The organism is Sphingomonas sp. LY29 (assembly GCF_035593985.1).
Taxonomy (GTDB): domain Bacteria; phylum Pseudomonadota; class Alphaproteobacteria; order Sphingomonadales; family Sphingomonadaceae; genus Sphingomicrobium.
Genome location: NZ_CP141587.1, coordinates 491,609 through 517,762 on the forward strand (window position 1 = coordinate 491,609; position 26,154 = coordinate 517,762).

At 59.5% G+C, this 26,154-nt stretch carries 20 protein-coding genes and 1 pseudogene; 7 read left to right on the forward strand and 14 right to left on the reverse strand.

Features of this window, described 5'->3' with window-relative positions; all coding sequences use genetic code 11:
• Window positions 1–17: 17 nt before the first annotated feature.
• From SH584_RS02485 to SH584_RS02495, 3 genes are read right to left on the reverse strand one after another with little or no spacing between them, the layout of a single operon-like run.
• Entirely contained in the window at window positions 18–1,292 is a 1,275-nt protein-coding gene (locus SH584_RS02485) for a NupC/NupG family nucleoside CNT transporter (protein WP_324808277.1), read from the reverse strand.
• Window positions 1,293–1,317: 25 nt separating this feature from the next.
• Window positions 1,318–1,887 carry an LOG family protein gene (locus SH584_RS02490; RefSeq protein WP_324809442.1) on the reverse strand — a complete coding sequence of 190 codons (570 nt, stop codon included), beginning with the start codon at window positions 1,885–1,887 and terminating at the stop codon, window positions 1,318–1,320.
• Window positions 1,888–1,889: 2 nt separating this feature from the next.
• Window positions 1,890–2,876 carry an adenosine kinase gene (locus tag SH584_RS02495; protein ID WP_324808279.1) on the reverse strand — a complete coding sequence of 329 codons (987 nt, stop codon included), beginning with the start codon at window positions 2,874–2,876 and terminating at the stop codon, window positions 1,890–1,892.
• A 124-nt stretch (window positions 2,877–3,000) separates the two neighbouring features.
• Here SH584_RS02495 and SH584_RS02500 point away from each other — a divergent pair, with 124 nt between their 5' ends.
• The 5 genes from SH584_RS02500 to SH584_RS02520 all read left to right on the forward strand — a co-directional run bounded on the left by SH584_RS02500 (window position 3,001) and on the right by SH584_RS02520 (window position 10,903).
• Window positions 3,001–3,672, forward strand: coding sequence for a queuosine precursor transporter (locus SH584_RS02500; RefSeq protein ID WP_324808281.1), 672 nt, complete (start codon window positions 3,001–3,003; stop codon window positions 3,670–3,672).
• A gap of 208 nt (window positions 3,673–3,880) precedes the next feature.
• Window positions 3,881–6,520, forward strand: a complete 2,640-nt coding sequence (locus tag SH584_RS02505) for a TonB-dependent receptor (protein ID WP_324808283.1) — start codon at window positions 3,881–3,883, stop codon at window positions 6,518–6,520.
• A 1,571-nt stretch (window positions 6,521–8,091) separates the two neighbouring features.
• On the forward strand, window positions 8,092–10,269 hold the full coding sequence (locus SH584_RS02510) for an ATP-binding protein (RefSeq protein ID WP_324808285.1): 2,178 nt from the start codon (window positions 8,092–8,094) through the stop codon (window positions 10,267–10,269).
• The gene (locus SH584_RS02515; RefSeq protein WP_324808287.1) at window positions 10,266–10,637 is read left to right on the forward strand and encodes a response regulator; all 372 of its coding nucleotides are present in this window, start codon (window positions 10,266–10,268) and stop codon (window positions 10,635–10,637) included. Before SH584_RS02510 ends, SH584_RS02515 begins: the two co-directional genes overlap by 4 nt.
• Window positions 10,637–10,903 carry an Hpt domain-containing protein gene (locus tag SH584_RS02520; RefSeq protein WP_324808289.1) on the forward strand — a complete coding sequence of 89 codons (267 nt, stop codon included), beginning with the start codon at window positions 10,637–10,639 and terminating at the stop codon, window positions 10,901–10,903. Before SH584_RS02515 ends, SH584_RS02520 begins: the two co-directional genes overlap by 1 nt.
• A gap of 14 nt (window positions 10,904–10,917) precedes the next feature.
• Here the strand turns inward: SH584_RS02520 and SH584_RS02525 are convergent, their stop codons facing one another.
• From SH584_RS02525 to SH584_RS02540, 4 genes are read right to left on the reverse strand one after another with little or no spacing between them, the layout of a single operon-like run.
• Window positions 10,918–12,336 (reverse strand): glycosyltransferase family 2 protein, encoded by a 1,419-nt coding sequence (locus tag SH584_RS02525; RefSeq protein ID WP_324808291.1) that lies wholly within the window; start codon window positions 12,334–12,336, stop codon window positions 10,918–10,920.
• Window positions 12,333–13,373 (reverse strand): HEAT repeat domain-containing protein, encoded by a 1,041-nt coding sequence (locus SH584_RS02530; protein WP_324808293.1) that lies wholly within the window; start codon window positions 13,371–13,373, stop codon window positions 12,333–12,335. The genes SH584_RS02525 and SH584_RS02530 overlap by 4 nt, the downstream gene beginning before the upstream one ends.
• Window positions 13,370–14,470 (reverse strand): YaiO family outer membrane beta-barrel protein, encoded by a 1,101-nt coding sequence (locus SH584_RS02535; protein WP_324808294.1) that lies wholly within the window; start codon window positions 14,468–14,470, stop codon window positions 13,370–13,372. Before SH584_RS02535 ends, SH584_RS02530 begins: the two co-directional genes overlap by 4 nt.
• Window positions 14,467–14,850, reverse strand: coding sequence for a response regulator transcription factor (locus SH584_RS02540; protein WP_324808296.1), 384 nt, complete (start codon window positions 14,848–14,850; stop codon window positions 14,467–14,469). The genes SH584_RS02535 and SH584_RS02540 overlap by 4 nt, the downstream gene beginning before the upstream one ends.
• A 462-nt stretch (window positions 14,851–15,312) precedes the next feature.
• On the opposite strand from SH584_RS02540, the gene SH584_RS02545 reads away from it, so the two are divergent.
• On the forward strand, window positions 15,313–16,716 hold the full coding sequence (locus SH584_RS02545; RefSeq protein WP_324808298.1) for an exopolysaccharide biosynthesis polyprenyl glycosylphosphotransferase: 1,404 nt from the start codon (window positions 15,313–15,315) through the stop codon (window positions 16,714–16,716).
• Between the two features lie 209 nt (window positions 16,717–16,925).
• On the opposite strand, the pseudogene SH584_RS02550 reads toward SH584_RS02545, so the two are convergent.
• The 6 genes and pseudogenes from SH584_RS02550 to SH584_RS02570 all read right to left on the reverse strand — a co-directional run.
• Window positions 16,926–17,019, reverse strand: a pseudogene (locus tag SH584_RS02550) (IS5/IS1182 family transposase); the annotation flags it as partial.
• Window positions 17,020–17,497: 478 nt separating this feature from the next.
• Complete coding sequence (locus tag SH584_RS12660) at window positions 17,498–18,016, reverse strand: serine O-acetyltransferase (protein ID WP_416385142.1); 519 nt, start codon at window positions 18,014–18,016, stop codon at window positions 17,498–17,500.
• Between the two features lie 319 nt (window positions 18,017–18,335).
• Complete coding sequence (locus SH584_RS02555) at window positions 18,336–19,523, reverse strand: glycosyltransferase family 4 protein (protein WP_324808300.1); 1,188 nt, start codon at window positions 19,521–19,523, stop codon at window positions 18,336–18,338.
• A 3-nt stretch (window positions 19,524–19,526) separates the two neighbouring features.
• Window positions 19,527–20,612: a glycosyltransferase family 4 protein gene (locus tag SH584_RS02560; RefSeq protein WP_324808302.1), complete on the reverse strand. Its 1,086-nt coding sequence runs from the start codon at window positions 20,610–20,612 to the stop codon at window positions 19,527–19,529.
• On the reverse strand, window positions 20,612–21,682 hold the full coding sequence (locus tag SH584_RS02565) for a glycosyltransferase family 4 protein (protein WP_324808304.1): 1,071 nt from the start codon (window positions 21,680–21,682) through the stop codon (window positions 20,612–20,614). The genes SH584_RS02560 and SH584_RS02565 overlap by 1 nt, the downstream gene beginning before the upstream one ends.
• A 29-nt stretch (window positions 21,683–21,711) precedes the next feature.
• A complete protein-coding gene (locus SH584_RS02570) occupies window positions 21,712–23,148 on the reverse strand; it encodes an oligosaccharide flippase family protein (RefSeq protein WP_324808306.1) in 1,437 nt (478 codons plus the stop codon).
• A 263-nt stretch (window positions 23,149–23,411) separates the two neighbouring features.
• Here SH584_RS02570 and SH584_RS02575 point away from each other — a divergent pair, with 263 nt between their 5' ends.
• A complete protein-coding gene (locus SH584_RS02575) occupies window positions 23,412–24,932 on the forward strand; it encodes a DUF6418 domain-containing protein (RefSeq protein ID WP_324808308.1) in 1,521 nt (506 codons plus the stop codon).
• Between the two features lie 43 nt (window positions 24,933–24,975).
• On the opposite strand, the gene SH584_RS02580 is transcribed toward SH584_RS02575, so the two are convergent.
• Window positions 24,976–26,118: a glycosyltransferase gene (locus SH584_RS02580; RefSeq protein WP_324808310.1), complete on the reverse strand. Its 1,143-nt coding sequence runs from the start codon at window positions 26,116–26,118 to the stop codon at window positions 24,976–24,978.
• Window positions 26,119–26,154 lie beyond the last annotated feature (36 nt).

A 26,154-nucleotide genomic window follows, 5' to 3' on the forward strand; every position in this document is an offset into this window, starting at 1 on the left:
AGTCTCTTAGCAAAAATCTAGGCGATCATCAGCCCCGCCAACGCGGCGCTCATCAGGTTGGCAAGGCTGCCCGCCAGCAACGCGCGAAGGCCGAGCTTCGCGATCATCGGGCGCTGGTTGGGAGCAAGGTTGCCGGTCACCGCCATCTGGATCGCGATCGAGGAGAAATTGGCGAACCCGCACAGCGCAAAGGTGACGATGGCGCGGCTGCGTTCGCTGAGCGCTCCGGCCTGAAGCGCGCCGAGGTCGATGAAGGCGACGAATTCGTTGAGCACGATCTTGGTGCCGAACAGGCCCCCGGCGATCCCCGCTTCGTTCCACGGAATGCCGATCAGGAACATCACCGGCGCGAACAGCGTGCCGACGATCGCCTGGAAGCTGAGGTCCGGATAGCCAAACCAACCACCGACCCCGCCAAGGATTCCGTTGGCGAGCGCGACCAATGCCACGAACGCCAAGACCATCGCGCCGACGGCGACCGCCAGCTTCACGCCGGTCTGCGCACCCTGCGCGGCGGCCATGATGATGTTCGCGGGGCGCTCGCCCTCTTCGAACGTGTCGACGTCGATCTGATCTTCCGGCGCGCCCGTCGCGACGCCGCCCTCGAGCGGAAGCTCACCGGCAGCGGCGGGCTCGTCGGGCATGATCAGCTTTGCCATCAGGATGCCGCCCGGCGCCGACATGAATGCCGCGGCAAGCAGGAACGGCAGATATTCCGGCCCGAGCAATCCGGCGTAGGCAGCGAGGATCGTCCCGGCGACGCCGGCCATGCCGACCGCCATCAACGTGAACAGGTGACTCGGCGGCAGCGCCGCGAGATACGGTCGTACGACCAACGGGCTTTCCGACTGGCCGACGAAGATGTTGGCCGCGGCGCCAAGGCTCTCGACGCGGCTGACCCCCGTCACCCAGCCGATCGCTCCGCCGACCCAGCGCACGACGCGCTGCATGATGCCAAGGTGGTAGAGGATCGCGACCAGGCTGGCGAAGAACACGATCACCGGCAGCGCCGCGATCGCGAAGGTGTTGGCAAGCGGGTTGCTCGCGGTCGGGCCGAACAGGAACTCGGTCCCCTTGGTCGCATAGCCGAGCAGATTGGACACGCCGTCCGACATGCCCTGGATAGCCGCGCGACCCCATGACGTGCGCAGAACGAGCAACGCGATCAGCGCCTGCAGCGCGAAGGCCGAGCCCACTACGCGCAGGCGAATCGCCTTGCGATTGGACGAAAAGGCGACGGCGATCAGGATTATGACGGCAATGCCGGCAAGGCCGAGCAACGTATGATTCATGATGGGACCGCCCCTCCCCGAGCGTTTACCAGGTGACGCCTTGTGCAGCGCTTCCGGCGCCCGCGTCCAGTAGGTCTAGCGCGGCTTCGGCCGAATCCGCTTTGAGCAATTGCGCACGCCGCGCTTCACTCAGGAATCCGCTGGCCGAAACATGGTCCATGAAGTCGGCCAGTCCGTCCCAGAATCCGTTCACGTTGAGCAGGCAAAAGGGCTTGGCGTGGTAGCCAAGCGCGTTCCACGTCCACGCCTCGAACAACTCGTCGAGTGTGCCGATGCCGCCGGGCAAGGCGATGAACGCATCGCACAATTCGGTCATGCGCGCTTTCCGCTCATGCATGTTGGCGACCTGGTGAAGCTCGGTCAGTCCGCGGTGCGCGACTTCGTGATCGACCAGCGCCTGCGGGATGACTCCGTAGACGCGGCCACCGGCGGCCAGCATTTCGTCGGCGATGATCCCCATCAGGCCGAGGCGGCCACCGCCATAGACGAGATCGATCCCGCGTGCCGCCATCGCACGAACCAGGACGCGCGCCGCGTCGGCGAACACTGGATCGGCGCCGTTAGCGGAACCGCAATAAACGGCGATGCGACCGATGCTCACAGCTTCACCAATTGCTTCAGATCGGCGATCGGCCGGGCGCCATAATGCGTGATGACTTCGCCTGCGGCGATCGCGCCGGTCCACAGGCAGCGCTCGAGCCCGGCCTTGCGCGCCCGCGCCGCCAGGAAGCCGGCCGCGAACAAATCGCCCGCGCCGGTCGTGTCGACGACTTGCGCGACCGGCGCGGCAGGGATCGAAATCCGCTCTCCGTTGGCAATCGCGGTCGCGCCCTCTGCCCCGCGCGTAACGACCAGCGTGTCGACCTTGGTCGCAAGCTCGGTCAGCGCGGTTTCGGGATCGGTGCGCCCGGTCAGCTGCAGCGCCTCGTCCATGTTGGCGAACAGCAGGTCGATTCCGCCACTGTCGATCATCGCCGAAAAGCCTTCACGGCGCCCGGCGATGCACACGCTCTCGCTCAGTGTGAAGGCGACTTCGCGCCCCGCTTCATGCGCGAACTCGACCGCCTTCATCATCGCGGCGCGCGGCTTGTCCGGTCCCCAAAGATAGCCCTCGAGGTAGAGGATCGATGCCGACGCGATCAGGTCGCGATCGATCGCATCGACGCTCAACTCATGACTGGCGCCGGGCGACGTGTTCATGGTCCGCTGACCGTCGGCGGTCACCAGGATCAGGCAGCGCCCGGTCGGCGGGCCGTCGGCAAGCGCGGGCGTGTCGAAGCGCACGCCGAGCGCGTGCATGTCATGTTCGAAGATCGAGCCGAGCTGGTCGTCGGCCACCTGTCCGATGAAGGCGGCGTTGCCACCCATCGCTGCGATCCCGGCCATCGAATTGGCCGCGGATCCGCCCGACATCTCGCGCGCGGTACCCATCGCCGCATAGAGCGTGTCCGCCTGCGTCGGCGTCAGCAGCTGCATCGACCCCTTCGGCAGGCGATGCTCGGTCAAAAAGGCGTCGTCGCACGACGCGATCACGTCGACGATCGCATCGCCCATGGCCAAAATGTCGATCGTGGCGTCCGGCATCAGCGCGCTTCGCTAAGTCCTGCAAAAGTGTCGGGAAAGGCGACGCCGCCTAACCGTCAGACCGCACCCGGTCAAACATGAAATGGCTTGCGAGCGGCGGCGAAGCCGTTACGCAATCGCGCCGATGAACCAGCATGACCAGGCCGATGCGCCCCGCGCCGCCACCTCCGCCCTTTCCGCGATCCCGGTCGCGCTGTTCGCCTTCGCCACTTTCTACGGCGGAATGACCTGCATCGCTGGTGTGCTCGGCGCCAAGCAGGTCGCGCTCGGACCGCTCGCGGTCGAAGCCGGCATCTTTCCCTTCCTGCTGCTCGTCGCGCTCTCGAGCGCGGTCGCCGAACTCTACGGCCGCGGCGTCGCCGACCGGCTCGTCCGTCTCGGCTTCATCCCGCTCGTCACCGCGATTCTGCTGACCTTCATCGTGCTCCAGCTGCCAACCGACGAGGGCATGTACGAGCCGGCCAAGGAAGCCTTTCCGATTGTGCTGGGACAAAGCTGGCGCCTGATGGCGGCGGGAATCATCGCTTACGGCGTTTCGATGAGCCTCAACGTCTTTCTCTTCTCGAAGCTGTCGAACGGCGCGACGAAGCTGATCGCGGTGCGCGCGGCGATTGCCTCGATGCTCAGCCAAATCGTCGACACGCTCATCTTCATCACGGTCGCGTTCTACAATGTTCGACCGATTGGCGACCTCATCCTCGGGCAGGCATTGGCGAAGGTCGTGCTGTCGATCGTCCTCGTGCCGGTGGTGATTACGTTGCTCGTTGGCATCGGTCGGCGGTTAGATCGCCGCTAACCCCGCGACAGCCCTTGAAAAATTCGGCCTGATTTGCTCTAGCGACGGCCGAGTCGCGCGGGGGCCGTGCGACGGGGTGGGACGTTTTTACAACGGATTGATGGAAAGGTGATGGCCTGGACGGGCGGTCACCTTTTTGTCTTATTCGCCCCCTAGCAGCCCCTTCGTGCCTGGTTCAGCGGGTTCAACCAACTCTTTGGGGTCTAACGTGAAAAAACTGATTCTTCTTTGCACGACCGCGGTCGTGATGCCGACTGCCGCCTTCGCCCAGTCGACCGGCTCGGTCGACTTCGAAAAGGAAATCGTGGTCACCGGGACTCGCGTCCAGGAAGTCGGCGGCGTCCAGACCCCCGACACGCCCAAGGCGAAGGTCGTCCTTACGCAGGAAGCCATCTCGCGCTCCACGCCGGGCCAGACCATCCTCGACACCATCAACCTTGTCCCGGGCGTCAGCTTCCAGAACAACGATGCCTACGGCTCGTCGGGCGGAACGCTCAACATCCGTGGCTTCGATTCGTCGCGCATCAGCCTGACCTTCGACGGCATCCCGCTGAACGATTCGGGCAACTATGCCATCTATTCGAACCAGCAGCTCGATCCCGAGCTGATCGAGCAGGTCAACGTCAACCTCGGCACCACCGACGTCGACTCGCCGACCGCTTCGGCCGTCGGCGGCACCGTCAACTATCGCACGATGCTGCCGCAGCGTCGCGCCGGCGGTCAGTTCTCGGCCTCGATCGGCCAGTTCGACTTCCGCCGCGTCTTCGGCGTCCTTCACACCGGCGAAATCGGTCCGTGGGGCACCCGCGCATTCATCTCGGCCTCGTCGGCCAAGAACGACAATCCGTTCAACAATTACGGCAAGGTCGACAAGCAGCAGTATAACGCGCGCATCTACCAGCCGCTCGGCGCTAGCGGCGACTTCATCAGCCTCGCCGGCCACTACAACCAGAACCGCAACAACTTCTTCGGTTCGCTGCCGCTGCGCACCGATGCCGGCCGCGTCGTCGGGTCGGGTTCGGCCAACCGCTATCCGACCAACAACGACGAGCGCGAATACGACATCAACTTCCCGTGCACGATCGACGTGCCGCAGGCTGGCGTCGCTGACGCTCCGAACACCTGCGGAACCGAGTTCGACCGTCGCTACAATCCGTCGAACACCGGCAACATCCGTGCGCAGTCGCTCTTCAACCTGACCGACTCGGTCGTGTTCACGCTCGACGGCAGCTACCAGTCGGTAAAGGCCAACGGCGGCGGCACCGTATCCGCCCGTGAATTCGGCTATGACATCAACCCGACCGGCGGCCGCGCCAACTGCGCTGCCGTCACGACCGGCGCCGGCATCGTCTGCGCGCCCGGCTACTACGGCGGCAGCCCCTATGCGGGCGGCGTCGACCTCAACGGCGACGGCGACATTCGCGACACCGTCACCGCCGTCGCGCCGAGCCAGACTCGCACGCACCGCTATGTTGGCATCGCCGGCGTGCGCTGGGACCTGAACCCGACCAACACCGTCCGCGCCAGCTACACCTTCGACCGCGCCAACCATCGCCAGACCGGTGAAGTCGGCCTCGTCGATGTCGACGGCGAGCCGATGGACGTGTTCCCGGTGAACGACGCGGTTGCAGGCAGCAACGGCATCAACCTGCAGAAGCGTGACCGCCAGAGCTATGCGATCCTTCACCAGATCTCGGGTGAATATCGTGGCGAATTTGGTCCGCTGACGGTTCAGGCGGGCGTCCGCGCACCGTTCTTCAAGCGCGAGCTTGAGAACAACTGCTTCACCTCCTCGGCTTCGGGCTTCGTCGAATGTTCGGGCGGCGATCCGACGATCGACGGCCAGCTTGCGACGCTGAACCCCTATGTCGTCGACCCGGTCACCGGCCGCGTCGTGTCGGGCTTCGCGCCGGGCGGCAAGCGCACGCTGAAGTACAACAAGCTGCTTCCGAACATCGGCTTCACCTATGACGTGATGCGTTCGCTCAGCGTCTTCGGCAGCTACGCCAAGGGCATCTCGGTTCCGGGCACGGACAACCTCTACAACGCCTATTACTTCCCCGAAGGTTCGGACTCGGCGAAGCCGGATCCGGAAATCACCAACAGCTTCGACCTTGGCCTGCGTTATCGCAGCAGCAAGATCCAGGCGCAGGTATCGGGCTGGTTCACGCGTTTCGACAACCGTCTGGCCTCGGCCTACGATCCCGAACTCAACGCCACCGTCTATCGTAACCTTGGCCGCGTGACGAAGCACGGCATCGATGGCTCGATCGCTTATGAGCCGTTCGCGTCGCTGCGCACCTACGTGTTCGGTTCGTGGAACAAGTCGAAGATCAAGGAAGACCTGTCGCTCGGCACCTGCACCGCGGCGCAGGTTACTGCCGGCATCCTCGGCTGCACCGCTACCGGTCAGGAAATCTTCGCTGACCTGTCGGGTAACCGCGAAGCAGGCACGCCGAAGTACACCTACGGCGCGTCGGTCAACTACTCGATCGGCCCGGTCGACCTTGGCGTCATCGCCAAGCGCACCGGCCCGCGTTTCATCTATGACGACAACCGCCCGGTCTTCGCCGGTTCGGTTGCTGCCCCTGCGCAGGTCTATGATGCGACGGCCGATGCCTACTGGCTGGTCAACCTCGACGCCCGCGTGAACATTCCTTCGTTCACCGGCAGCCTCAACAAGTCGTTCGTCCAGTTCAACGTCTACAACCTGTTCGACAAGTTTTACGTCGGCGGTTTCGGCGGCGGGCTTACCCAGCCGCTGTCGGGCGTGAACTACGGTTCGGTCCCGAACGTCCAGGTCGGCGCACCGCGGACCTTCAGCGCATCGCTGACTGTCGGCTTCTAAGACCAGGAACTGAAAATGCAGGCGGCGTCGTTTCCTTCGGGAAGCGGCGCCGTTTTGCTTGTTGACGCCGCCCGGCGGAACATGGCACCGCTCCAGGCATCGGTCGGGTGTAGCTCAATGGTAGAGCAGAAGCTTCCCCAGCTAGTGTTTTTCGCGGTTTTCTGACGTTTTTGCTGTAAACCGACCGCTTTTTCGCTCGAATGAAATCAACGGGTTAGCGAGAGGGTGTAAACCGATTTTCGGATCGTCGAGCGCGTTCTTGAGGTCCGATCCGCCTGCACTTCGCGCACTGAGATGCCCCTTCATGGGCTATTCGCCACCCTCAAGATCTGCCTCCAAATTTGATGGAGATCGCGAGTCTCAGCTGCTCGCCTTTGCGCTTCCGCAACGATGACGGCGGGAGGTCAAACACATTCGATTATGGCGGAGGCTTTCGCGCGCGAGGTCGTGGAGACTGCGGAGGGAAATTTGGCAGCGACCCACTGAGTGGGGTCAGTGGGTCGCTGCCTAGGCACGCTGACGCGATGCCACTTCCTTAGCTAGAAGCTCTGAACTGGGAATAAAGATTAGGTCCGTTTTGGTGCGATTCCGCGGCCCGCCACTGCAGCGGCTCCCCGCCAAATATCATTCAGAGTACTAATGACGGTTCCCCGACGCCTGCCAGGCGGATGGTACGTACCGCACAGAGCCGACGTCGGGCGGGGATGGCTAGCCACACCGTCGCCGCAAGCCGGGGGGCTTACGGCTCCGAACCAAACTAGCCTTTCAGCAAATTTGGACGAGCAGCCAATGCAATCGACTGCGCCAAGTTAAACTGCCAACTAACTACTCAGTTCCGACGGAAACACGCTACCGCGACTTGCGGGCAGCGCTCGAGCTTTCAGACTAGAGTTACCGGACGTTTATCCGAGACTGTACAAATTTCGCTGCGAGCTCCCTGAGCTCAATTAGACTGTCTTCTCGACCAATGCGGTGCTCAGTACGTCTAGAATTGTCGAGTTGATGCATGACCAACGAAATCTGTTCGGCGATCCGGATCTGCTCTTCAGTGCAGCTGGCCATCCTCATCATGTCGATTGCTGAATATATGCGGCCCTTATCGCCGGGATTAAGAGCCTCAGCTCGCAGAACGTCTTCCACGACCTCGTACAATGCTTTGTGACAGTCGAACTCCGTGGCCATCATTCGCTCCATTAACTCAAACTATGAACTAGTTTGGTTAATTCGAAGTTACCAGCAGTTTTCTGGTTTGAGCCACGCACCTTTGGGGGGGGGGAGGTGAACACGCATTTCTCTGATCATGGCTCGCGGTTTCAGGGAGCAATTCTTGACGGAGAGAAGAACCTGCAGGATGCTCTAGCGGCCGTTGTAAGGATGCAATTATGCGAGCTTTTTTCGCCAGTCGAGAATATTGGTCTGGCTTCTTGTGGGCTGTCGCCTTTCTGGCCTTCACCCTCGTAATCGTAAGTTTCTAAGGAAGAGCTCGGCTCTCCGTCCGGGCGAGCCCCTTCACACCCATGCTGCACGCTACTAGCGGCTGCTCCTCCATTAATGCCTAGGTTTGTTGTTGGATGAAAAAAGCGGCTTCCTTGATTAATGAAATCGGCAGTCGCGACAGGCCGGCGACCTCCCGTCTGGCGGTCCTGAGTGGGGTCGCTTCTTTTTTGCTGATCGCGATGATCGGATTCGTCCAGTTCAGCGATGTCAGAGCAAGCCGCAACGTCGTACGAGAGATCGAAGAGAGTAGCGGCAAGTATCGTCTCGCCGGCGACTATCTGACGCTTCTGCAGGACATTGAGACCGCCCAGCGCGGCTTCGTGGTGACCGGGAAGGCTGAATTCCTGCAACCGCAAGTTCGGGCCATGCGCGAGATAAGAGGGGTCGAAGAGCGCCTGAGTAAAGGCTTCGCAAACACCTCTCAGCAATCAGCAGTAAGCGCCCTCCTCGCGCAAGGTCGAAGAAAGCAAAGCCTTTCGGAAGCGATCGTTGCCTTGCGAATGGACGGCGACGAACCCGGGGCGAGCGCGATTATCGCTAGCGGTGAAGGCAAACGGGTCATGGATCGCGCTCGCACCCTGGTCCAGCGCGTGCAAGCATCAGAATTGGAGCGAGAGCGAGCCCTCCTCCGTGCCGCGGCAGCAAGCAGGCAGGATCAGCAGAGGCGGATCATCCTAATCGAACTGGCACTAATTTTTGGAGTCGCGAGCCTGCTCTTCGCCATGCTGCGCTCGATCCGCACTCTAAAGCACCGAACCGATCAGTTGGCTGACGCGGCGAAGCGCCAAGCAGCAATTTTCGAGGCCGCCAACGACGCTATGATCATTCTCGACGAGAATGGAATCATCACCTCGGCGAATAGCGCTGCGGAGCGCCTTTTTGACAGACCCTCGTCGGAGTTGATCGGCAAGTCGAACTTGAGCCTCTTTGCTGACGCTCCATCGGAAGAAGTGAGCAAAGCCTATCTCGCCGCGATTGCGCGACAGGATGGAAGCGCAGCGACCATCCACACGTTCGTGGGTGCTAATCAGGATGGCTCCACCTTCGACGCCGAGGTCGCGACTACACCAGTAAAGCTGAGCGACGGGAGCCACTACTTAGCCGTTGCACGCGACGCGACCGAACGACGTCGCATCGAGAAGCTGAAGGACGAATTCGTGGCCACCGTGAGTCACGAGCTGCGGACGCCGCTTACGTCGATCGCTGGCTCGCTAGGTCTTCTTGTTGGTGGTGTCGCCGGGAAGCTGCCTGATCAGGCGGTTCGCTTGGTCGGGATCGCGCAGAGCAATTGCAAACGACTTATCCGGCTCATCAACGACATTCTCGACATCGAGAAAATGGAGGCTGGCAAAATGCCATTCCAGCCCCAGCAGACAGCCGTCATCGATCTTCTGGAAGACGCGGTGCGAGACAGCAGCGGCTTGGCATCCGAGCACGACGTGACACTGTCGATAACGACAGTCGCAGATACCGATACCGTTTTTGTCGATTCCGACCGCATGGCTCAAGTTCTCGCGAACATCCTGTCGAACGCGATTAAGCACTCGCCAAAAGGCGGAGTGGTCACTGTCTCGGCCAAAAGGGATCAGTTTCGCCAGATCATTAGCATCTCGGATCAGGGACCGGGGATACCCGAGGAGTTCCAAGGCCGAATTTTCCAGAAGTTTGCTCAGGCCGACTCTTCCGACACTCGGTCGGGAAGCGGGACCGGGCTTGGGCTCAGCATCGTCAGGGAAATCGTGACCCGCTCGGGCGGCGAGGTCCGTTATGAGAGCGTGGCGGGCAAAGGCACCGTCTTTCATATCGATTTGCCGGCGCAAACGACCATCTCTGGGGATGCGGTCAATCTGTTTAAATTAGAGAGACCAACGGGAGACGGGACGCTCCATCTCCTTCACGTCGACGATGACCCCGACACTCTTCGCCTTGTCGCCCAAGCATTCGATGGCTCGTTCCAGGTACACTCGACACCGAGCGTACAAGAGGGTGACGCAGCTCTCCGTCGCTACAGTTTCGACCTGGTGATTTTGGACGTTGCGATGAGTGATGGCTCGGGAATGGATCTGGTGCCGCTGGTACGGCAGTCCTGTCCTACCTGCCCTGTCTTACTCTACACAGCGGGCGACGTGGATAGCGCGAACGCTAGATTGGTCGAGGCGGTCCTGACGAAGTCGCGGCACGATCTCGATCATCTTCTGAGCACAGCCAAATCGCTTACACGAGCACATGAGCGCGAAGCGGAAGACCGATGACCAAAGTTCTTTACGTCGACGATGATGACGACATCCGGGAAATCGCCGTGATGTCGTTGCAGTTGGATCAAACCTTTGACGTGCGGAGCTGCTCTTCCGGCACCGAAGCGCTCATCGTCGCGCCTGAATGGCAGCCCGACCTCATCCTACTTGACGTCATGATGCCAGTAATGGACGGCCCCTCAACGCTACGCGCACTGAGGAGCCGCGATACGCCCTGCCTCGCGCCTGTTGTCTTCGTGACAGCGAGAACCCATTCGGCCGAAGTAAGCGAACTCATCGCGCTGGGTGCTCTTGGGGTTATTCCAAAGCCCTTCGATCCCATGACTTTCGCCGAGAAGGCGAAATCTTTTGTAACTACCGCCTGATGGAAGACGATTTTTCTCGAATGCTAGCCGATCGCTTTCGGGCACGGGCCGCATCCGATTACTCCCGTCTGCTCGAAGCCCTCCAGGCCAACGATCTCGACAAGGTCCTAGCCTTATCTCACTCGCTTTCCGGGACGGCTGGAACACTCGGATTTCCGGAGATCAGTAAGCATGCCGAGGATCTGGAACGGGCGGTCGGGGCCGGCCAAACTGACGTTTGGCAAATCGCCTATCCATTGATCGAGGCTCTGCGCGACCTGCAGTGAGGGACCAAAGCGCGTTAGGCTTTGGTGAAGCCCTTGCGCGTCATTGTCCCCCACCCTTCTTGCTTGCGCAGGAATTGCCAAAAGCCACGAAGTCGCCAGAAATTGCTGAGCTGTCGGTAGCCAAAGTTCTCGAGCACGGCGACAGAGGTAAGGACGACCAGATCACGCGCGCGTGGGAAGCGGCGAAGCTCAACCTCCTCAAGGATCAGGGTCGCGACACTGACGAAGATGCCGAAGGTGAACGTGATCGCTAGGAAGGCAAAGAGGTAGTCGACCGAGAGAAGACCGACGGCCCAAAGCACCGGCACCAGCACATACCCGATGACTTCAATCAGCGGACCTAGCACGTCCACGACAAGGATCTGCCCGAAGCCGAGAAAGCCAATCCGCCCGTACTTCGGGTTGAAAAGCATGTCGCGGTGCTTCGCCAGCGTCTCGAGAGCGCCCCGTTGCCAGCGAGCACGCTGCCGCCCGAGGATCGTCAGATCTTCAGGTGCCTCCGTCCAGCACACCGGCTCAGGAATGAAGTCGATCCGGTAGGGCCGCTTCTTGTCTCGCATGTGGCGATGAAGCTTGATCACCAATTCCATATCCTCACCGACTGTGCCGTGACTGTACCCACCGACTTCGAGAACCAGACGTCGTCGAAAGAGGCCAAAGGCGCCGGAAATGACCGTGAGAGCTTGCATCCGCGAGAGCGCCAGGCGCGCCATCAGGAAGGCGCGCAGATATTCGACGATCTGAACAAGTGCGAGGAAGTTGCGGGGGAGAGCAACCTTCTGGACCCGCCCGCCCTCGATCGAACTCCCATTAGCCAAGCGGATGGTCCCACCGACCGCGACCATCTCATCGGGCTTTTCAATGAAGGGACGTACAGCTCGGAGCAGCGCGTCGCTTTCCAGGAGAGAGTCAGCATCGATCGAGCAGAACAATGGTGAGCGGGCCACGTTGATGCCCGCGTTCAGGGCGTCGGATTTTCCGCCATTGACCTTGTCCACCACCAGCAAGCGAGGCAGCCGCGGGGTGGCATAAAGGCCTCGGATTTCTTGATGGTCTACGGTTCGATCATAGAACCGCTCGACACGCTCCACGCCGAAGTGTTCGATGAGCCTTTCGAGAGTGCCGTCCTTCGATCCATCGTTGATGACGATAACCTCGAACTCTGGATAATGGAGCGCTAGAAGCGAGTTGACGCTTTCAACGATCGTGACTTCTTCATTGTAGGCTGGCGCCAGCAGAGCGATTGGCGGAGCATGGCCCGCGTAACGGCGCCAGAGAAGATTAGCGTTGGCTACTGGCGGCCGCTGCGAAAGGGACGCCCCTGCAAACAGGAGTTGGATAAGATAAAAACTGGTCTGCAGAAGACCTGTGCCGATGACGATCCAAGCGACAATCTTCGCAGCGACAATCGCGCCAATCTCCCACTCAATCACGCTTGCACCGCCTGCTCCGCCAAGGTGAGCCGAGCCGCCGAACTTGCACGCTGCGAACCGGTCGCTGCGACCTTGGCTAGGAGTTGTTGAGCTTCGGCACCTAAGCGAACGAGTGCTTCACCGGCACGAAACCTCACCCACCAATCGGGGTCGTCGAGCAAGTCCACCAGGGTGCTTTGTGTCTCTTGGAGTCCGATCCGACCGGCCGCTTCCGCCGCAGCGGTGCGAACCCACCATGTCGGCGCAGAGAGCCATTGGACGATCGCGGGAGAACCAGCGGGATGTTGGAAGGCGCCAAGCGATCGGAGGTAGCGAGGCAATTCCTCGCCATATGGATCGGCTTTGAGTGCCAGCTGAACGATGGATGGGACAAGGGAATAATCCCCAGAAGCTGACAAGGCCTCGATCGCTGCTGCCTTCACCTTAGGGGGGCTGATCTGGTCATCGATAAGAGAGCGGATCTCGGCCGGTGAAGACCGAGCGATCTCCTGAAAGAGCGCCACAATCAGCATCGACTGCTCGCGCATGCCGAGATCCAGAAGTTGGACGAGTGTCTGAGCCGGCGGAGCGCGGTCGGACGACGCCAAGGCGAGTGCCGCGGCGAGCCGCACACCATCATTTCGATCTTCAAGAGCGCGATGGAGCGCGTCCGTCGTGAACTCATCAGGAAAGTCGGCGAGTGTTTCAGCAGCCACTACGCGAGCACGGGTCGTCCCTTTCGCGAGAACTTTTCGGATGCTCTCGGCGACACCGAGGCGAGTGGCGGTCGCGATTAACTGCTGGCGCTCTTCCCCTCGGACAAGTTGGATCAGTTCGATCGAAAGGTCGCGCAGGATCGGCGATCGCTTGACTGAGGCATCGTGAATAACTTCGTCGCCGGCGTCGCCTAGGAGCAAGGGAAGTAGCGTCTTTCGTTGCTGCGATAAATCGTCCTGGCGGCGTTGCGAAACGAAGCGGCCAAGGATCAGCCCGATCATGATAAGTAGAGCAACGCCGGACAAAACCACTGACACCGCCCAGAGCGACAACAGGGTCATGGAAGGCGGACCGTTGTTCCCACGTTCAGCGTCAATCGGTCTCGACCAATCTCTGGCCTGTCCTCGGAGACAGATAGACGAATGCTGTTGCCGCGGCCGACATCCTGTGACGCGCCCAAAAACCAGGTCCGTGTGCGTGTCACAAAGCCTTGGTCGACATCCGGAGCGTTACTCAGTCCTAAGAAGACGCGACTCTTCTCTGACGGCATGACGTCAGCTCGCGCCAACCATCCATGACTCCATGAGCCGGACTGGGTAATATTGATTGATCGCGCCGTGAGCCACGCGCGACCGCCCACGAGGTATTGCTCTACGCCGGGCGAAATCGATGTGACGTTTGTCGTGATGTAGGATGCCCGCCTCATGTCGAGTGTCAGAACGGTCGGGGCGCGGCTTTCAATGACACGAACACGGCCGCCTCCCCCAATCTGCCATTTTGGCCGGAACAGGGCGTCGGGCGTAGCACCCGCAAAAACGTAGACACCCCTGCCCCGGTCGAGGGACTTGTCGAACCGAAGTTCGCCGTACGTGTCCGTTTCACCGAAGCGGCTCGCAAGCTCAACACGGCCGGCGACACGCGATCCGTCCGAAAGATTCTTCGCAACGTCGAGGTCTAATTGCTTCCAGTCCTCAGAGCCTTCGATAGCAGTGACCGAGGCATCGATACCCACAGACCAGCCACCGAGCGGACGTGCTCGTGCCAGTCTTCGACGCAAGCTATTTGCTTCAACGTTTGAGCTGGGAACGGTGGATATTTCCCGGGCAGCACCGGCCATGTCGCCCCGACGCTCTGCGACCAATGCTAAGCCTACACGGGCATCATCATATGCGGGGGCTAGTTGAAGGGCCTTGCGGAAGGCGACCTCAGCAACTTGGAGATTGTCCCCGGCCAGGAGGGCGTATCCATATTGAACTTGGGCATCGGCTGACCCCGGCTCGATGCGTACGGCTTCGGCGAGCAACTCGATCGCACGCTGGGTTTCCCCAGCTCTCCTTGCCGCCACTCCTTCTGCGTAAGGCGACTGCGGCGCCTGAGCAGCGGCGGGGGCCGCGAGAACCATCAGGCATGCCGACAGCCGAAAAGTGTTTTTGGTCATTGCGATTTCGCCAGGAGGCGCGACAGCCGCATCACCAATTCTTCCGGAATGAATGGCTTCACCAAATAGTCCGAAGCCCCGAGGGAAAGTGCCGTGAGGATGTCCTGCTCCTGTTTCCGGGCGGACAGAAATACGACGGGGACCGACTGCATGCCGTCCATGGCGCGGAATTGGCGAAGAACCTCATAGCCATCAACGAGCGGCATCATTGCGTCGAGGACTAATGCGTCGGGGGCCAAGGCTCGGATTTTCTCCAGAGCTTCTCGACCGTCCATCGCGGTGTCGACGGAGTAGCCCTTGGAGGTAAGGCGGTGCCGGAGGAGCTCAAGCAACAACTCGTCGTCATCACACGCTAGGATACGCAAACTCTGATTCGACATACCCAACACTACGCTATCCGAGGACGCTTGCGATAGCCCTCGGGCGCTTCAGGCGCCCCGCTTTACTGCTCGAGATATTTGATGAATTTCGCTTCTTGCTGGCTGTCGCAACTACCTCAAAAGCGAAGTCGGCGAACTCGTCCGCATCATGAGGATCGCGATGCAGGCAGATACCGGCTGGGGCAGCAGGAAATGAACCCCAGCCGATCTACCTTGCAAACCATAGGCACTCTCCGGGTTGCGGACAATTACTAACTTGGGTTGCATTGCAGTCACACCTTACGTCAAATTGCATATGCGTTCATCGAAATAGATTGAAAGGTGATTTGATGATGCCTAAGCGCCGCAGTCAGGGGCTTACTTACTGGAGTCACTAGTTTTTTGACGCGCCTTTGTAAAAGCGCGCTGAGTTCGGAGTTTCGTGTGTTTTCGTCAAATGTTGCGTCGGCGCTCGATCAATCCGTGCGCGAGTTTGCACCCCATCATCGTCCGCTTGATCTCGAATTTCTGCGCTCACTCAAAGCACAGTTGGGGGCAGAATCTCGTGCGCGTCGGCGCCTAAAGCTCGTTGCCTTGGCAGTGCTGGTCGATGCCGTGATGATCGCTCTGTGCGGCACCGTTGCCCACATCCTGCTGTTGAGAGTGTCGGCTCAAAGCGCGGCGATCGCGACACTTGTTCTTAGCGGTTTTTACTTCCCCGTCGCCGTCGCGATACGCGCCTACTCCCGCAACGCCTTTGGCCGAGTACGGATCGCACTGCAGACGACCATGGCGGCAGTATTGTTCGCCATTCTCGCAGTCAGCATGGCAACCTTCCTGACGAAATCGTCCGAAGACTTCTCGCGCCTGTACTTTGTATTTCTCGCTGCGATGTCTGCGGTTGCTATTTCGGCTGCGCGCCTTGCTATGCGCGACACCTATCGCCGGATGTCGCTAGCAAGTAGTCCCGCTCGCCTGATGATCGTCGACGGCGAGATTGTTCGCGATCGGGAAGGCTACACCGTCGTCGACGCCGAGCGCGTCGGCCTTCGCCCGGCGATGAATGAACCCGACATGCTTCATTCAATCGGGGACCTGGTCCATCATGTTGCCGAAGTTGCAGTCCTGGCGGTGCCGGCCCGACGTCGACAGTGGGTTCAAGCCCTTCAATGCTTTGGGCGCGAAGCTACCATCCTGATGCCCGAACTGGATATGATCGGTACGATCGGTGCAAAGGTGATCGACGGAGAGGTGGCGCTGGTTGCGACCCAGGGTGGAATGGACTGGCGCGCACGCCTGTTGAAACGCGCTTTCGATCTGACACTGGTGATCCTGACGCTGCCCATCTTGCTTCCGCTTCTCGGTATTGTCGTGCTGGCGATTAAGATCGATAGCCCGGGGCCGGTACTGTTCCGTCAGGTGCGGGTTGGCCGCAACAACCGGCACTTCGACATCTACAAGTTTCGCAGCATGCATACGAGCCTTTGCGACGCGAACGGCCAGCTTTCCACCCAGCGGCTAGACAAACGGGTCACGCGCGTCGGAAAGCTTATCCGTGCAACGAGCATCGACGAGCTGCCTCAGCTAATAAACGTGCTCAAGGGAGACATGAGCATCGTCGGCCCGCGGCCGCACGCGCTCGGCTCACTGGCCGGCGGCCGTCTTTTTTGGGAGATTGCTCCTGCCTACTGGCAGCGTCACGTCCTCAAGCCCGGCCTGACTGGCTTGGCCCAGGTTCGCGGTCATCGAGGCGCGACCGACCACGAGCACGAGCTCGAAAATCGGCTTACTTCGGACCTCCAATATTGCGCCGAATGGAGCCTGTTCGGCGACATCGCCATCTTGTTTCGCACCGCAGGCGTTCTGGTTCATAGGCAAGCGTTCTAGTTCCAAGCCCCGTTAAATAGATTTCAAGACGCCCGATCATAGTCGACGACTTGCGCCCTTTCCGAACCTCGAGAAAACCGCACTTGAAAATGCGTGGTTGACGATATGCAGTCGAAGCAATGTGACGGCTCGAAAGTTGTCATGTTCTTCCGACGCCCATTCAAAAAACGCTTCCGATAAAGGGGAGAATCCTGATGTGGAAATCGTAAGCGATTGCGACAGGTCGTGCGTTGCAAAGTGCTGGCGTAAATTGCGCCACGGCGCGCCCGAGCGCATCACCCAGAAGAGACCGTTGAACACGCGCCATCGACAGCACTTCATCCTGACGCACGAGTGGAGGGCGACCTAGAACGAGGAGGTCGATATCATCGTCTCGATCGCTTCGGGGTGGTTTCGCCACCGAGATTGAGTCAAGTTTGATCATGGCGAAGACGATTTAGGCTCGCCGGTGGTAGAGAGTGGCGATCCGGCCGAAGAGCTTCAGCTTCAGCTTGTTGACGAAGCACGCGACCAGATTGCGTTGCTTATAGAGCGTTGTCGAAAATCACGGTCCAGTTGCGATCGGTCAGGACGGGAAGGTTAGATACCGCGCCCTATTGAAGAACCAAATAGGAGAAAGTGGAAATTGATCTTCAGAGAGTAGCTCACATGCATTCTGAAGGAGGCCTAGCCGGCAGTAGGGGCAGCCGAAGCAAAGGCGTAGGGGACTTCGATCGCGCCCACGTATTCAACGGTTTCGATGACCTGACGATTCGGACGAGAGCCCCCTGGACGATCTGCCTCACGTTCGAAGCACCTTAGCCGGAGCACCCGCCACCGTCACACCTTTAGCTACATCTAAAGTCACCACCGAGTTGGCAGCGATAACTGCATCGTCGCCAATTACTATTGCCCCAACGATGATAGATCCCGGATATACGATCACATTCTCACCGATGCGCGGGTAACTCGGCTCGTGTAGCGCCCGTCGTCCAATAGTGACATTCTGGTATATTACCGCGCCACGACTAATTTTCACCCCCTCCCCAATGACGATACCTGTGGGATGTGGGAAGTACACACCTGGAGCCAAGTCGGCTCGTTCAGATATGAAGCAGCCCGTCGTCCTCACTGATCGACGCCAGAGAAGCATGCCGAAGGCTCTTGACAGCCTACCACGCTTACGTAGCGCTACCGTCCATCTATGGAGTGTGAGTAGCCTAAAACCCGGCGACGCATACCAACTCTTCACTGCACTAAGAAGTCCTGGCGGACAGTAATTGTGTCGAAGATCAATTCTCCATGCTGGCTCGATTCTCATTTTGGTACTCCTAACCGAGTCTCAGCACCATTTCCAGTTTCAAGCATGTCACCAAGATAGAGCGCGCGCGCCATTATCTTGAATAGATTAGACTCTGCAGGAATGACGGTAAATGAAATGAAGAAAAGTAAATATTGACTAGCAAAAATCAAAGATATTTGTTCAATCAAATGGTCCTTAGGCGTCCGCCAAGGTCGTGGCGAGCGATAAGAACGGGGCATAGTCCCGGTCCCAAGGCACCTGCCTCGCGCAAGTCACAGTCCCGTTCATTCGGATGGCACACCGAATAACATACACTCGCAACGACCGCTGACAGAAATTAAGCATTGAGAAGGCTCGCATACAGATCGTCGTATTTGCGAACTACAACGTCGGGTGTCGTCTCTTCGAGCAGTGGTCGGAACTGATCAATCGATGGCAATTCCCGCCTGCCGGCAGCTAGCCGCGCGGCCATCTTTGCGGCGAGATCGTCCGGGTCGCCCGGCTCAAACAGCCAGTCATCATTGTTTTGGCCAATAACGTCGGGCGTTCCGCCAGCGCGCGATCCGAGGACCGGCACGCCGTTGGCGTAGGCTTCAAGTGCTGTTCGCGGTAACGGCTCTGCCCATATGGAAGGAATTACGAGTACATCGATGCACTTAAGGAAAGACACAGGTTCAACGAACCCCAGAAACTCTACCGGTAAATCCTTTGCCGCCGCACGAAAGGGCTCCGTCTCCCGGCTTTGCTTACCCGCTATGAGCACACGGAATGGTGCCCCTGAAAGCAGCCGGGCCGCGTCGATCAGTGTGCGGACGCCTTTCTCCGCATTAATTCGACCCAGGTACCCGAAGGTGAATGGCCCCTCTCGAGGGGCGCGTTCGCTTCCGTGAGGCGGGAGTGAAACTCCCGAAACATTCCAGATCACACGCCGATTGTCAGGATGAAGGTGTGAGAATAGTCCGCGCTCAAGGTGAATTCTCAGCGTCTCGGCACTATTAGCTGCTACTGCGGCGATCGCACGGTGTTGGCGATGCTTTCCCGCACTCACAATCTTGCACTTGGCTCCGCAGCCGCGACCATGGTGATACATGGCGCTGTCGGCGCACAGAAGGTCGTAGTCCCGCAGCGTGTGAACGAGGGGATAGCCGCGCTTTCTGGCCAACGTCCACAAGCCGGTGGAGACGTCCACCATCGAATGGCTGTGCACGAGATCGGGGCGCACAGTGTCGAGTATTTTACCGAACCAATGTCGCTGCGTGCGATTGAGCGGCAACGTAAGCTTGCGCCAGAAACGCTCAATCCCAGAATGGTTCGGCCACTCCTCGGCCCAGAAGCGCGTTCCATGCGGCATCCGAAACACCCGCACGCCATTGAGCACTTCTTCCTCGAAAGCATTCGGAGTCGTGCAGGCGATTGCGACCTCGTGCCCGGCGGTCGCCTGCGCTTCGGCAAGCATCGACACCGAACGCTCGGCGCCGCCGAGTAGAAATGGCGGATACAGCATGTTGAGGTGAAGAATTTTCATGAATCATGCTCTCGCTAGTTCGATGGCCGCATCGGCAATTTTCGCAGCGCTGCTCGCCCAGGAAGCGCCAGCAGCGCGGGCGCGTAGGCGATCAGTTTCGGCAAGGTCCAACGTCGACTCGAGCCTTTCGGTCATCAGCCGAGCTAGCCCGTCGGCGTCGTCTGGATCGAAGTAGCGCGCCTCGTCTCCACAGACCTCCTGCACGGGCGGTATCGCCGCGGCGAGCACCGGGCAGCCATTCGCCATTGCCTCGACGGGCGGAATGCCGAAGCCCTCGTAGCGGCTGGGAAACACGAGGGCATTGGCGTGCCGGTACAGAGCAGTGAGCGCATCATCGGACAGACGACCGGCGAGCACTACACCGTTGATTGCCGACAGCCCGCTTGCCGCAAAGACGCGGTCGTTAATCGGCCCGACTACGACAAGCCGCGCGGCGCTGGAAGGTAGCTTGGCCCAGGCCGCGAGCGCCAGCGCAAGATTCTTGTTATGACTTGCGGTGCCTACGGTGAGCAAGAAGCGGCGATCGATCAGTCCTAGTCGCTCAATCACTCCCTCATCGGCGACGGCCCCGGCGAGATGCTCACTGCCGTTGCCGGCGACAAGAATGCGGTTCGGCGCCAACCGCAAGAATCGCGCGAGTTCGCATTGGGAAAAGCGAGAGACGGTTGCCAACTGCGCCGTGCGGGCAAGCAGCCGACCAAGGGCGCGGTGCAATGTGCGATAGCGGAAGCCGTAATTCTCTCCAAAGCGGAACACGGCAGCATCATGCACGACGACCAGATGACGGCGATGTAAGACGGGGCCGGAGTTGGCGAGGCTAATTAACACATCATGGCGCGCGGCGCGCCCGAGATCAAACTGCTCCCAGCTGTGACCCTGCCGGCGGCCGACTCTTTCGACTGACATGGCGGAGAGAGGCAAATCCACGTGCGCACCGGCTGGAACTAGAATGCGCGGCCGGGGCAACACCGGATTCGCGTGCAGTCTTCTATCCCAGGCGCGAAGAATTTCGCGGCCATATCGTTCGACGCCACTCACCGGACGCCCAAGGAAGCGTCCGTTGATCGCAATACCGCGGATCGAGGACATCAGCATTCCTCCAGTAAGGCGGTAAATAGCTCAGCATAGCTTGCAGCGGATTTGTCCCACGAATAGCGCGCACGGTTCGCCTTGCCGCGGAGGATCAGGTCGGCACGCAGGGAGGGTGTGTCGAAGAGTTCGGTCAATCGCGCCGCGAGCATTTCGGAATCGTCAGGGACGAAGAAGAGCGCGCCGTCGCCTGCGACCTCTGGCATGACGGATGACGACGAAACGATGACTGGGCAACCGAGCGACTGGGCTTCCAAGATCGGTAGGCAAAAACCTTCCGATACCGATGGCACGACTAGACAGCGAGCATGCGCATAGAGATCGGAGAGCCGGCACTCCTCAACGCCCGCGAGACTTATGACTTTAGGCGGGTGTACGGCCGCTCGGAGAGCGGCATCAAGCATGCCGTCTTCGTCCTTGCCGACATGGACAAGGACGGGGCGATCGCCACGGTTGGCGAGCCGATCGAGCGCCGCCACGACAATCCCAAAGTTCTTGTTCGGAGTTCCATTGCCGACAAGGAGCACATATGGGCGGCCGATTTCGTCATGGCCAGGCCCGGCGGAAACCAAAGTGGTGTCGTTGGGGATCATAACCGTTCGCGATGCGGCCCAAGGATACAGGCGAGCCAAGTCGCCTTTGGTCATCCGAGAAATTGCGACAACGCGCTGGCTTCCGCCGACGACAAGCCGTGTGCACGTAGCCATCGTGAGGACAGCGCGTCGGCCCAACAGGCCGGGAATGGTTTCAAAGTAAAGGTCGTGGATCGTGGTGACCCGAGCGCGGCCGCCCCGCGCCGCGCCGAAAGCGTCGATGTTCCAGATGATGTCGATGCCATGACGTCGACATAGTGCCGGCATGGTCCACCATTGTCGCAGTACGTTGACGATCATCACGCGCGGCCGCGGCACTTCGAGAAGCTTCAATCCGACCAGCGGGGCGGGTATATCAGCACGCGACCAGTTGGAGCGGAGGACATATTCGTGGTCGCCTCGCTCGACAAGACGCTGCAGCAAGGCGAAGGCGACGCGCGCCACACCCGAAGGGAGACCCCCGAATTGGCTCGGCATGTTGACAAGAATTCGTGCCATGGTGCGCCTCAAGCCGATGCTTCGATCCCGGCGCGGCGAAGGGCCGCGAGCGCCCCGGCGACCCGAGACCGGCGCAACACAAGAAGCGTCAACATCATCGCGCCGAACGAGAGCATTTCTATCAGTGCGCCATACAGTCTCGGCATGTCAGAGGGTAACGTCGCACGCGCTGCCAGCATTGTTACGCTGGCAGTCGCCGAAATCAGCATCCCCTCGCAGAGCGCAGAGGCGATCCGCTTCGGGGAAACGCTGATCAAACGAGCCATGATTGCATAATAGACAACCGAGAGCACCAGCGTGACGATCACATAGGCGCCCGTCGCGGCCGCAAGCGTCCCAAAAGACCAAGCGGCCGCGCCAACCGTGGCGAGCGTCGCCAGCGTAGCCCCTGCGCCGAGCCAAAATTGCTCGCGCACCCGATTTTGCATGATGAACAGTGCGCCGACGAACGAGGTCGTGGACTGGAGTCCCCCGGCAATCGCAAGGCTGCTAATGACCGGCGCGATCCCGTTCCACCTTTCGGGTAGAAACAACGAAAAGACGTAGCCGCCGTGGAATGCGACCAAGGTCATAATAGGAAAGGTAACGGTAGCCGCAAGGCCAACCATTGCGAGGAATGACTCACGTTGCAGCGTTGGACGGTCGCGCAACCGGCTAAGCGTAGACAGGAGTATGCTCGTGGCAGGCCAGCTGATCGCCATTAGCGGCACCAGCATGATCTGATATCCCAACGCATAGAGTCCAAGTGCGCTTTCGCCGAGCAGGCCGCCAACAATGTAATTGTCAAGGTTGCGTGCGCAGTAGTTGACAACATTGAACGCCACGACCCAACCCCCGAAGCGCATCAGGGCGCTGGCCCGCCGCCAGTGGAGATTGAATTGAATATTTCCGCCGCCATGCCACCAGAACAATGCCGTGCGGATAGACTGCATAGCTAAATGATAAACGGCGAAGCTCCACACGCCCGCCCCCGCCCATGCGGACCCAACGGCAGCCACGAACGCCGTGCCGTTTGCCACGGTCTCGATCTTCGCGATCGGAACATATGCGAGTGCGCGCTCCATCATCGCCCGCGGAACAATTGCTCCCATCGCGATGAGCGCGACGAGGCCAAAGGCGGGGACGAGGTTGCGTGCCTCGCCAGGCCAGCCGTCGAAGGCGCCGAGCGCCCGCAACGACATGACGGCGGCGAGTAGCAACGCGCCATATGACAAGCAGATCGCCGCCGCAGCCCCGGCTTCCTCGCGGCTAGCCGCGCCACGCACGATCGCGGCGGTTATCCCGAATTCCCCCAGCACCAAGATGAACAACGTGATTGGCAACACAAATGCGACTTGGCCGAATTCGCTCGGCATCAGAAATTGAGCCAACACGATGTTGAGCGCAAACTGGACGATAGCTCGATAGATATTCAGCGCCGAAGTGACGCCGACGTTGCGGATCATGCCGCCTCCATCACGGCGGTCACACACCGCCTCGTTTGCAAGAAGCCAAGGCGGTCCAAGCGAGCCGGTTGACGACCCCCGTGCCTCTGGGCTTGCGCTGGACATGTCTCGCCTTCAAGGAAACGCACAAAGTTCATCGGCCTCGCGTTCTGTGAACTACGGTTATTAGATTGATTGGCCTCTCGGGCCGCCGGGCCCATAGCAAGGTCGCACCTGCCATGCTACCCGCTGCATTGCCGGAAAAACCAAGGAAACACTGCTAGTTGTCTCTCTCACGCGCCAAGCCGGAAGCCCATGTTCGCCATCGGCAGCTTTCGGGACGATCCTATGGTGTCGCCAGTCAAGGTCGAGAGCTAGCGATGACGCGCGCGCAACCGGCATACAAATTATTCGCGATATACTTGTTCATTTCTCTTGTGGCGGGGCTTGAAACCTTCTCTCCCGCCTGGGTCTGGCCAGTCGTATCTCTGGCCGCATTCGCAGCCTTCCTGCTCACGATGAGCCGACATTATCGCGAAGCCATCTTTACCTTGTTCGCGATCGAAATCGCGAAGATCCTGATGTTAATTTCGTTGGCGTTTATTGGCGCCGGCTTTTTCGTGCGCGAACTGGGTATCATCGCCGAGGCGTCGACCCACTCCGCCTATTACGCTTTGACCGCCTGTCTTTATATTCATGCGGCCTGCCTCACGTTCAAAGCTGCTCGACATGCCCGCGGGCACATCGCTCTACTGCCGGCGCAGCAGTCATTGCTCGGCCTTTACGTCCTAGGGGCAGGCGGTCTCTGTATTTTCGCTGTTCTGTACCTGATCGTTCTGGGACTAACCGACGGCTTTCCAATGTTGGCTGGCGTCGATCGATTTTCCTACCGTGCCGATCAAGGCTGGCTCTTCCGGGTCATCATTACCTTCAAGCCGATCTTGGCTGGTTTGATGGGCATGATCCGTTTTCGCTTCCGTCCCCGCCCGTGGCAGCGTTGGTTGCTAGATTTCACATTCGGCCTTCTAATTGGCGCCGTTGTGCTATTTGGCGAAAAATTCCTGTCGCTGCTTGTGATGGGCGGCGCTTACCTTTTGCCCTTCCTGCTCCGTCGAAAGCGTCGGTCACCCTCCTCGTTACTCATCGCGACCGGATTATCGATGGCGGTACTCGTGTCGAGTGCGACCGTATACGTCTACTCGGACTATGGAACACTAGGTGCAAGTGAAACCAGCGAACGTTTGTTGGGGCGGTTTACTGGGCAAGGTCAGCTTTGGTACGCAGCGAGCAATGCGTCAAATAGAGAACCCAATTTTGACCAGCTTCGACAGATGGGCAACGTCATGATGAGTTCGGAAGCAGACGAAGAAGCGTTTCGACAGCAGGTAGGCATTTTCCATCTCATATCTCGTTTCGCACCGAGCAACATCTACGACTCTATCATGGCTGGCCGAGGTCTTGTGCAATTCACGGGCGGTTTCGAGGCCTACTTTCTTATTGTCGGCGGCCATTTAGTGATGATCGCTGCCGTTATCTTTTTCGGCGGAATAGCAGGGTTAGTCGCTTTTTATGTTTATGAGTCCCTGATCGCGGGCGCAGTGGTGGGCTACGTCGGAGCATGGTTTATCTACATGGCGGTATACAGCGCAAGCAATCAAGCCTCAGTATGGCAGGTGATAGGGTGGAAGAGCCTGCTCTACTTTGCCATCGTCATCGGCATGGACAGGATAGCTAGGTCAATCCTGTCCGTGCCTCGGTCGCCGAAAACAAACCTCGCAAGCTTTCGTGAACTTCCTCGGCGATAGTCTATCCTCGGTTTCGTCTTCACGCCTCGGCATAAACCTACATTCAGGGCGACCGCTGAGACAAAACGTCATCGACTAGAGACAAATTGCGCGAAGCCATGCAGTCGATAGTAAAGTTCGCCAAAACATGTCGCCGAGCTCGCTCGGCAAGTTCTCGTCCCAGAGGTTTATCGGTCAGGATTTGCCTCATAGCTATCGCCAGCGCCTGGCTGTCGCCGGGCGGAACCAGTAAGGCGGTCTGCCGATGAATCGCAACATCCGTAACACCTGTCGGAAGATCGGAGGCCACAACGGGGACCCCAATTAGCATCGCCTCCACTTGGGACATGCCAAAGGCTTCCGTAATCTCGGTGGAGGGGAAGGCAAAAACATCGGCCAGAGCGAGAAGCCGCAGCTTATCGCGATGATTGACAGGGCCAAGAAACCTCACGCGCGATCCAAGTCCGAGTTCGGTAACCTGCTTCTCGATGGAATCTCGCAATGGACCTTGCCCGGCGACAAGGAGGACAGCCTCGGGCAACGCAGCCATCGCGCGGACTAGAACTTCCAACCCCTTGTAACGCGCGAGCCGACCCAGAAACAGGACAACCGACGCATCCCCGCACAGTTCGCGTCGCCAGTCGGCAGCGGCGTCGCGGTCCGATCTCGTCAATACGAACAGCTCAGGCCTAATCCCCAGCGGAATCGCCACCGTCGGCACCGGCACTCGGATATCATTCGACACATCGGCATTCTTGAATGAAGTTACAATGAGCCGGCTTGATCTCTGCAGAATGCGGTCAATCAGGTGGCGGGCAATCCACCGCAGCATCTTCCTGCCGTAAATGTCCATATGATGCATGGTCACTAGTTGGGTTCGACGATCGAACAAGGCTCTTACAGCCAACGCCGCACTTCCCAAGACGTTGGGACTGTGAAAGTAAATCAAATCGGCACGAGTCCAAAGAACTTCCCACACATAACGCAAACTCAGCGGCTGAGATTTGACAACGAAAGGCGTTCTCGCTCGCCGAACCGACACACCTTCAATCAATTCAGATTCGGTGGGCTTTCCTCTCTCATGATGAAAGGACAGAACGGTAACTTTGTGACACGTCGCCATTGTCGTAGCAACTGCAGTTACGTTATCCTCAATACCACCTCGAAAGGGATGATAATATTTGGACAGAATTAAAACATTGGCCATGTTTCGCCCTAAATTATACCGTGTAGTTGCTCAGTT

Excerpts from the sequence above, each read along its gene's own strand:
- SH584_RS02530 (WP_324808293.1), bottom strand. The coding sequence starts at position 13,373 with ATGACCCTGTTGTCGCTCTGGGCGGTGTCAGTGGTTTTGTCCGGCGTT.
- SH584_RS02520 (WP_324808289.1), top strand. The coding sequence starts at position 10,637 with ATGGAAGACGATTTTTCTCGAATGCTAGCCGATCGCTTTCGGGCACGG.
- SH584_RS02560 (WP_324808302.1), bottom strand. The coding sequence starts at position 20,612 with ATGTCCTCGATCCGCGGTATTGCGATCAACGGACGCTTCCTTGGGCGT.
- SH584_RS12660 (WP_416385142.1), bottom strand. The coding sequence starts at position 18,016 with ATGAGAATCGAGCCAGCATGGAGAATTGATCTTCGACACAATTACTGT.
- SH584_RS02565 (WP_324808304.1), bottom strand. The coding sequence starts at position 21,682 with ATGCCGAGCCAATTCGGGGGTCTCCCTTCGGGTGTGGCGCGCGTCGCC.
- SH584_RS02515 (WP_324808287.1), top strand. The coding sequence starts at position 10,266 with ATGACCAAAGTTCTTTACGTCGACGATGATGACGACATCCGGGAAATC.
- SH584_RS02485 (WP_324808277.1), bottom strand. The coding sequence starts at position 1,292 with ATGAATCATACGTTGCTCGGCCTTGCCGGCATTGCCGTCATAATCCTG.
- SH584_RS02570 (WP_324808306.1), bottom strand. The coding sequence starts at position 23,148 with ATGATCCGCAACGTCGGCGTCACTTCGGCGCTGAATATCTATCGAGCT.
- SH584_RS02535 (WP_324808294.1), bottom strand. The coding sequence starts at position 14,470 with ATGACCAAAAACACTTTTCGGCTGTCGGCATGCCTGATGGTTCTCGCG.
- SH584_RS02495 (WP_324808279.1), bottom strand. The coding sequence starts at position 2,876 with ATGCCGGACGCCACGATCGACATTTTGGCCATGGGCGATGCGATCGTC.
- SH584_RS02580 (WP_324808310.1), bottom strand. The coding sequence starts at position 26,118 with ATGGCCAATGTTTTAATTCTGTCCAAATATTATCATCCCTTTCGAGGT.
- SH584_RS02555 (WP_324808300.1), bottom strand. The coding sequence starts at position 19,523 with ATGAAAATTCTTCACCTCAACATGCTGTATCCGCCATTTCTACTCGGC.
- SH584_RS02500 (WP_324808281.1), top strand. The coding sequence starts at position 3,001 with ATGAACCAGCATGACCAGGCCGATGCGCCCCGCGCCGCCACCTCCGCC.
- SH584_RS02510 (WP_324808285.1), top strand. The coding sequence starts at position 8,092 with ATGAAAAAAGCGGCTTCCTTGATTAATGAAATCGGCAGTCGCGACAGG.
- SH584_RS02540 (WP_324808296.1), bottom strand. The coding sequence starts at position 14,850 with ATGTCGAATCAGAGTTTGCGTATCCTAGCGTGTGATGACGACGAGTTG.